This is a genomic window from Acetatifactor sp., assembly GCF_982438285.1.
This window is the reverse complement of the sequence record NZ_CEWDFQ010000002.1, coordinates 22293-28418: the sequence shown is the minus strand read 5'-3', so window position 1 is coordinate 28418 and position 6126 is coordinate 22293. Positions and strand designations below refer to the sequence as shown.

Below are 6126 nucleotides of genomic sequence, written 5' to 3'. Positions count from 1 at the left end.
GCCATGGAGAAAGCGCTGATAGGAAAGTTAGGCTGTCCTTCTCCTTATCAGATACCAGGCAGTCTGCACAGACTTACGAAAGCGCAGCTGGCTGCCCTGGCGCCGGTTGTCATAGAATATGGGAAGCAGGGGGAAGAAGAGGCCCGGAAGATTTTGCAGGAAGCGGGAAGGAAGCTGGCGCAGGTGGGAAGCCAGGCTGCTGATAGATTGGGATTAAATGCTCCCTATACGGCAGTTTCCGGCAGTATTTTGGAAAAATGTGAATTGGTTTCCGGAGCATTTTTTGCGGACTGGTTCAAGCGATTTCCGGATGCCAAATTGGCGGATGGAGAGGAACGGGTTGAAAAAGGGGCGCTTTGGTATTACTGGGAAGAGGAAACAGAGAAGGAATGAAAAAACAATGAAAGAGCAAGTTACAATTACCGGGTTTCAAGAAACAGACCTTGGCGGGACAGTGAAGCTTTGGAATCAGTGCGCGGGCAGTGAGGATATGGTATATGCTCCTGTTACAGAAGAAAAATTTAAGAAAATTTTTTTGGAATCTGTCCATGAGACAGAACCTTATATGATTACCGCCCGGGATGAGACAGGGCATGTCATAGGATTTGCAGCAGGCATGACAAAAAGAAAATATCTCCAGGGAGAAAATGCTTTGAATACGCCAGGCTATGTGACGATGGTTCTGGTAGCGCCAAACAGACGCAGGGAGGGAATCGGAACAAGTCTTCTGAAAGAATTGGAAAGACGATTTGCAGCCTCTGGCAAAAAGAAGGCAGCTATTACTTACCGCAATCCCATGGCCCTCACCTGGCAGATTCCGGGCAGCTCCAATGCACAGCATAACAACGCGCCAGGGGTAAAGCTGGACAGCCCGGGCTTTTATATGTTTCAAAAAAATGGGTATCAGACCAGGGCGGTTGAGGATGGAATGTATCGTCCGCTTTACAATTTTTCCGTGATAGAAAGGGTGGTACGGAAGCAGGAGAAGCTGGCGGAGGAGGGAATCAGGATACAGCTGTATCAGCCGGACGTTCATTATGGCTTTGAAGCGCTTTTTGATGCCCTCCATGGGGAAGTATGGAGAGAGACAATCCGGGAAAACAACAAAAAACCGAAGCCGCTTCCTGTTTTGATTGCAGAGGATGGGGGAAGAATCGTAGGGTTTGCTGGTCCCATTGACAAGGAAGAGAATGGGCGGGGCTGGTTTAACGGAATCGCCACACATCCAGAATATGAGAGAAGGGGTATTGCCACAGTGCTGTTTTACAGGCTTATGGAACAGTTTTCTCAAATTGGAGCTGAGTATAGTACCCTGTTTACCGATGAAGGCAATCCGGCTCTGAAGTTATACGAATCCGTGGGATTTGTGGTAAGCTGCAGATTTGCTGTAATGGAAAAGGAGATATAGAAGAATGGCAGTTATTTTAGCAATAGGGGCGCATATAGGAGATATGGAATTGACCTGCGGAGGTGTTTTGGCCTCCCATGCCTTAGAGGGCGATACCATTGTAACCGCAGCGCTGACGGCTGGGGAGAAAGGAAATCCCCCTTCTATGACGGTAGAAGATTATCGCAGGCAAAAGCTTCGGGAGGCAGAGCGATTCGCAAAGGCTTTGGGGGGAGAAGCAGTGGTATTTGATATTCCAGACGGGCTTCTGCGCCATGATGAGGAAACTGTCTGGAGGGTATGCGATTTGATTCGCAGCTACAAGCCTGATGTTATCATCACTCACTGGAAGGAGAGCGTCCATAAGGACCACGCCAATACAAGCAAAATTGTCCAGGAGGCCCGTTATTATGCCGGGAATGCCGGCTTTGAGCGGGAGCTTCCGGCGCATGCCTGTCCGAAGCTTTACTTTACTGAGAACTGGGAGGATTCCAAAGATTATCACCCCTATTTGTATGTTGACATTACCAAGGGATATGAGCTGTGGTACCGGGAGGTGGGGAAGCATTGGTTTGTTACGCACAGTACGGACTATCGTTATTTGGAATATTATGATGCGTTAAGCATCTGCCGGGGCTGTGAAAGCGGCTTTGTGCGGGCACAGACCTTTATGGTACGGGAACAGTTTGCGAAAGCCGTATGCAGAAGGATTACAGATTTCTGATAGGCGAAAACGGCTTTATGTGCTGCGTTTCGAAATGGAGAGGAAAATGAAGAGTATGGTATTGTGCGGAGCTGACCGTATTGATGAATATGAGGAGATATTTCACGGCAGAAGGCTGGGACTTTTAACCAATCCTTCCGGGGTTTTGCGGGATTTGACAGCGACGGCGGATAAACTGTTTCGAGATTACCATTTATGCGCGCTGTACGCGCCAGAGCATGGAATACGGGGAGACAGACAGGATGGAATGTCAATTACTTCTTATGAGGATGAGAAGACAGGAATACCGGTATACAGTGTTTACGGGGACAAAAGGATGCCGTCCCAGGAAGATTTGGAAGCCATTGACATGATGGTATTTGACATTCAGGATGTGGGCTCCAGGTATTATACCTATCTGTATTCCATGACCAATGCGATGATTGCCTGCAGAAAGAAGGGGATTCCATTTGTGGTGCTGGACCGTCCGAATATGATTGGGGGTATGGCCGTAGAGGGAACGGTGATGGAGCCGGACTGCACTTCTTTTATCGGAATGTATGATTTTCCCCAGAGATATTCTCTCACCATAGGAGAACTGGCCTGGCATATCAATGAAAGATTTCACATTGGCGCAGAGCTTCTGGTAGTGCCTTTGAAGGGTTGGAGACGGAGTATGTATTGGGAGGACACAGGGCTTATGTGGATTAATCCAAGCCCGAACCTGGCAAGTCCTGATGGGGCGCTGCTTTATAACGGAACCTGCCTGTTTGAGGGAACTACGCTCTCAGAGGGGAGGGGGACAACAAGGCCTTTTGAACTGATTGGAGCTCCATGGATGTCCGCCCATACATTTGCTGAGACCTTGGAGCAGCAGGAATGTCCGGGGGTACGGTTCCGCCCTGTCAGCTTTATTCCCATGTTTGGAAAATATACGGGCCAGCTTTGTCATGGCGTCCAGGTTCATGTGGTTGACAGATACAAGGTAAGACCGGTAGAGCTGGGAATCAAAATGGTATTGACTGCAAAAAAGCTGGGAGGAGAAAATTTTGCATTTACTCCTCCCCGTCATGAGAAGGGTGAATTTACTGTGGACTTGATGTTTGGCTCTTCTCTCTTAAGGAAAAAGGACATCACAATACAGGAGGTCTGCCAGGCAGTAAGGGAAGGAACAAAAAGCTTTCTGCCCTGGTGGGAAAAAAGCCGGAATGTTTTTGCATATCCGGAGGAATGAAATTGTTTTCGCATAAGATATACTAATCAGAAATCCCCAAAACGGAAATTGATGTTTTTTCCGGTCTGCCTAAAATAGAAGTCAGGATGCAGGAAAGGAGTTATTTGTATGAAAAATGTTATGATTCTGACCGGTGCCGGACAGATTGGCATGGCGATTGCCCGCCGGATGGGATACGGAAAAAAGATTGTTATTGGGGACAAAAGGCCGGAAAATGCACAAGCGATTTCCAACACGATGAATGAAGCGGGATTTGATACTGTAGCCATGGAGATGGACATTTCCTCCAGGGAGTCCATTAAGGCAATGATCGAAGAGGCAAGAAAGCATGGATCCATCACTATGCTGGTGAATGCTGCCGGTGTTTCTCCCAGCCAGGCGTCTATTGAAACTATTTTGCAGGTAGACCTGTACGGTACGGCAGTATTGCTGGAGGAAGTGGGAAGGGTTATCGCTCCCGGCGGCGTGGGAGTGACCATTTCCAGCCAGTCTGGCCACCGGATGCCGGCTTTGACACCAGAGGAGGATGAGCAGCTGGCCTGTACGCCCACTGAAGAGCTGCTGAAGCTGGATATCCTGCAGCCCAGGAACATCCGCGATACGCTTCACGCCTATCAGATGGCCAAACGCTGCAACGAGAAGCGGGTCATGGCAGAATCGGTAAAGTGGGGCGAAAAAGGCGCCCGGGTGAATTCCATTTCTCCGGGTATCATTGTTACGCCTTTGGCGCTGGATGAGTTTAACGGCCCCCGGGGGGATTTTTATAAAAACATGTTTGCCAAGTGTCCGGCGGGCCGCCCCGGCACTGCTGATGAGGTAGCCAATGTGGCTGAGCTTCTTATGAGTGAGAAGGGTGCTTTTATTACCGGAGCTGATTTTCTTATTGACGGCGGTGCGACGGCATCCTATTTCTACGGCTGGTGAAGCCGGTATCTTTCACATTATCATCAAAAAGCCTGTGTGCCAGCTGGCAGCGCAGGCTTTTTTTATGTGGCGTATTATGAAAACAAATCGGAATCTTAAAATCAGAATCCAGCCAAAAAGAAGGAATATCTTGGACAGGGCTTCATATATTGTGAAAAGGGAAAAGCTGTGAGCTGGGAAGGAGGAGCAGATGACCGGAACACTGTTGCAGATGTTTCCGCTGGAGAAAAGAAGCTTTTGGCAGCAGGCGGCAGCAGAGGAAAAAAGGATTCAGGAAATCCGCTTAAGAGCCGGAAGGCCGATCTTGATTATGATGGAAGGCCGGGAATGGTATCTGGATCAGGAGGGCCGTTTTACGGACAAGCAGGCACAGGGAAGTCTTGTGACGGCAAAGGAGCTTCAGATGCTTTTACAGCATATCTGCCACGACTCCCTGTATGCCTTTGAGGATGAGCTGAGACAGGGCTTTATCACAGTAAATGGCGGGCACAGAGTGGGAATTGCGGGGCAGGTGGTACTTTCGGGAGACGGCAGTGTAAAAACCATAAAGCATGTCTCGTATATGAATATCAGAATTTCCCACGAAATCAAGGGGGCTGCAGATGAGCTTCTTCCCTTGGTATACGAAAAAGGCCGACTTAAAAATGTTTTGATTATTTCTCCTCCGGGCTGCGGCAAGACGACGCTGCTTCGGGATTTGATCCGGCAGATATCGGATGGGAATGCCTGCGCCGGGGGAATGTGTGTGGGCGTAGTGGACGAGCGCAGCGAAATTGCGGGGTCCTATCTGGGCAGCCCGCAAAATGATGTGGGCTGCCGTACGGATGTGCTGGACGCCTGTCCCAAAGCGCTGGGAATGATGCTGCTTCTGCGTTCCATGTCTCCCAGAGTGATTGCGGTAGATGAGCTGGGCGGCAGAGAGGATATGGAGGCATTGCACCTGGCAGCCTCCTGCGGCAGCAGGATACTGGCCACAGTACACGGGGAGGACCTGTGGGATATTCAAAAAAAACAAGGCCTGCAAAGAATATTTGAGGATCGGCTTTTCGACTGCTTTCCCGTTTTGGGAAAGGAAAAGGGGCGTTGTGTGATTAAACGAGTTTACGGAAGGGAGGAAGCCTATGCTTCGGATTTTGGGGGCGGTCATGATTATTTCCGGCAGCCTGGGCTTGGGACTTTGGTACCGCCAGCAGTTTATCAGCCGTCTGCAGACACTGCGGGAACTGGAAGGAATTCTGGAGCTTTTTATGAGTGAAATCCGATATGGAAAGTCAACCCTTCCGGAGTGCTGTCTGCATTTGGCCGCCCGGCTTGGGGAGCCCTATGCCAAAGCTTTCCGGGATGTTTTTGAGGAAATGCAGGAAAACACTGGAGCGGGATTTTCGGAGGTGTTTTGCAGACATATGGGAGAGTGTCTTGCGGCTTTGCCCGTAAAAAAGGAGGATGGGGAGAATTTTCTGCAATTTATCTCTAAAAGCAGCTATGCCGATGAAGGCATGCAGCTTAGGACTATGGAAATGAGCAGAGAGCTGCTTGCGGGGGCCATAGAGCGGGTGGAGAGGGAAAATGAGGAGAAATGCAGGCTGGCGGTGGGACTTGGGGCCATGAGCGGCCTGCTTTTGGTAATCGTCTTGTTATAGAAAAAGCTGTGCATGGGCGGAATGCGAGGAATTATGGGAGTAAGTCTGATTTTTAAAATTGCGGCGGTAGGCATACTGGTCACTATATTGAGTCAGGTATTAAAGCACAGCGGGCGGGAGGAGCATGCTTTTTTGGTCAGCCTGGCCGGTTTGATTCTGGTGCTGACATGGATTGTGCCATATATCTATGATCTGTTTCAGACGATACAGTCGTTGTTTTCCCTATAGGCAGAAAGGG

At 49.5% G+C, this 6126-nt stretch carries 8 protein-coding genes; all 8 read left to right on the top strand.

From position 1 onward, the window contains the following. On the top strand, positions 1-393 hold a 393-nt coding region (locus AC1WIP_RS00290), incomplete at its 5' end, for a hypothetical protein (protein ID WP_481139925.1). Positions 394-400: 7 nt separating this feature from the next. Then, complete coding sequence (locus tag AC1WIP_RS00285) at positions 401-1408, top strand: GNAT family N-acetyltransferase (RefSeq protein WP_481139924.1); 1008 nt, start codon at positions 401-403, stop codon at positions 1406-1408. A gap of 4 nt (positions 1409-1412) precedes the next feature. Further along, entirely contained in the window at positions 1413-2111 is a 699-nt protein-coding gene (locus AC1WIP_RS00280) for a PIG-L deacetylase family protein (protein WP_481139923.1), read from the top strand. Between the two features lie 46 nt (positions 2112-2157). Continuing rightward, positions 2158-3324 (top strand): exo-beta-N-acetylmuramidase NamZ family protein, encoded by a 1167-nt coding sequence (locus AC1WIP_RS00275; protein WP_481139922.1) that lies wholly within the window; start codon positions 2158-2160, stop codon positions 3322-3324. A 108-nt stretch (positions 3325-3432) separates the two neighbouring features. Continuing rightward, positions 3433-4248, top strand: coding sequence for an SDR family oxidoreductase (locus AC1WIP_RS00270; protein WP_481139921.1), 816 nt, complete (start codon positions 3433-3435; stop codon positions 4246-4248). Between the two features lie 190 nt (positions 4249-4438). Further along, the gene (gene spoIIIAA / locus AC1WIP_RS00265; RefSeq protein WP_481139920.1) at positions 4439-5503 is read left to right on the top strand and encodes a stage III sporulation protein AA; all 1065 of its coding nucleotides are present in this window, start codon (positions 4439-4441) and stop codon (positions 5501-5503) included. Next, positions 5394-5888 carry a stage III sporulation protein AB gene (locus tag AC1WIP_RS00260; RefSeq protein WP_481139927.1) on the top strand — a complete coding sequence of 165 codons (495 nt, stop codon included), beginning with the start codon at positions 5394-5396 and terminating at the stop codon, positions 5886-5888. The genes spoIIIAA and AC1WIP_RS00260 overlap by 110 nt, the downstream gene beginning before the upstream one ends. 33 nt (positions 5889-5921) lie before the next feature. Continuing rightward, positions 5922-6116, top strand: coding sequence for a stage III sporulation protein AC (gene spoIIIAC / locus AC1WIP_RS00255; RefSeq protein WP_318704505.1), 195 nt, complete (start codon positions 5922-5924; stop codon positions 6114-6116). The last annotated feature ends 10 nt before the right edge of the window (positions 6117-6126 follow it).

What these genes read in the sequence shown, in the direction of transcription:
- AC1WIP_RS00260 (WP_481139927.1), top strand. Translation starts at nt 5,394, where the DNA reads ATGATTATTTCCGGCAGCCTGGGCTTGGGACTTTGGTACCGCCAGCAG.
- AC1WIP_RS00280 (WP_481139923.1), top strand. Translation starts at nt 1,413, where the DNA reads ATGGCAGTTATTTTAGCAATAGGGGCGCATATAGGAGATATGGAATTG.
- spoIIIAC (WP_318704505.1), top strand. Translation starts at nt 5,922, where the DNA reads ATGGGAGTAAGTCTGATTTTTAAAATTGCGGCGGTAGGCATACTGGTC.
- AC1WIP_RS00275 (WP_481139922.1), top strand. Translation starts at nt 2,158, where the DNA reads ATGAAGAGTATGGTATTGTGCGGAGCTGACCGTATTGATGAATATGAG.
- AC1WIP_RS00270 (WP_481139921.1), top strand. Translation starts at nt 3,433, where the DNA reads ATGAAAAATGTTATGATTCTGACCGGTGCCGGACAGATTGGCATGGCG.
- spoIIIAA (WP_481139920.1), top strand. Translation starts at nt 4,439, where the DNA reads ATGACCGGAACACTGTTGCAGATGTTTCCGCTGGAGAAAAGAAGCTTT.
- AC1WIP_RS00285 (WP_481139924.1), top strand. Translation starts at nt 401, where the DNA reads ATGAAAGAGCAAGTTACAATTACCGGGTTTCAAGAAACAGACCTTGGC.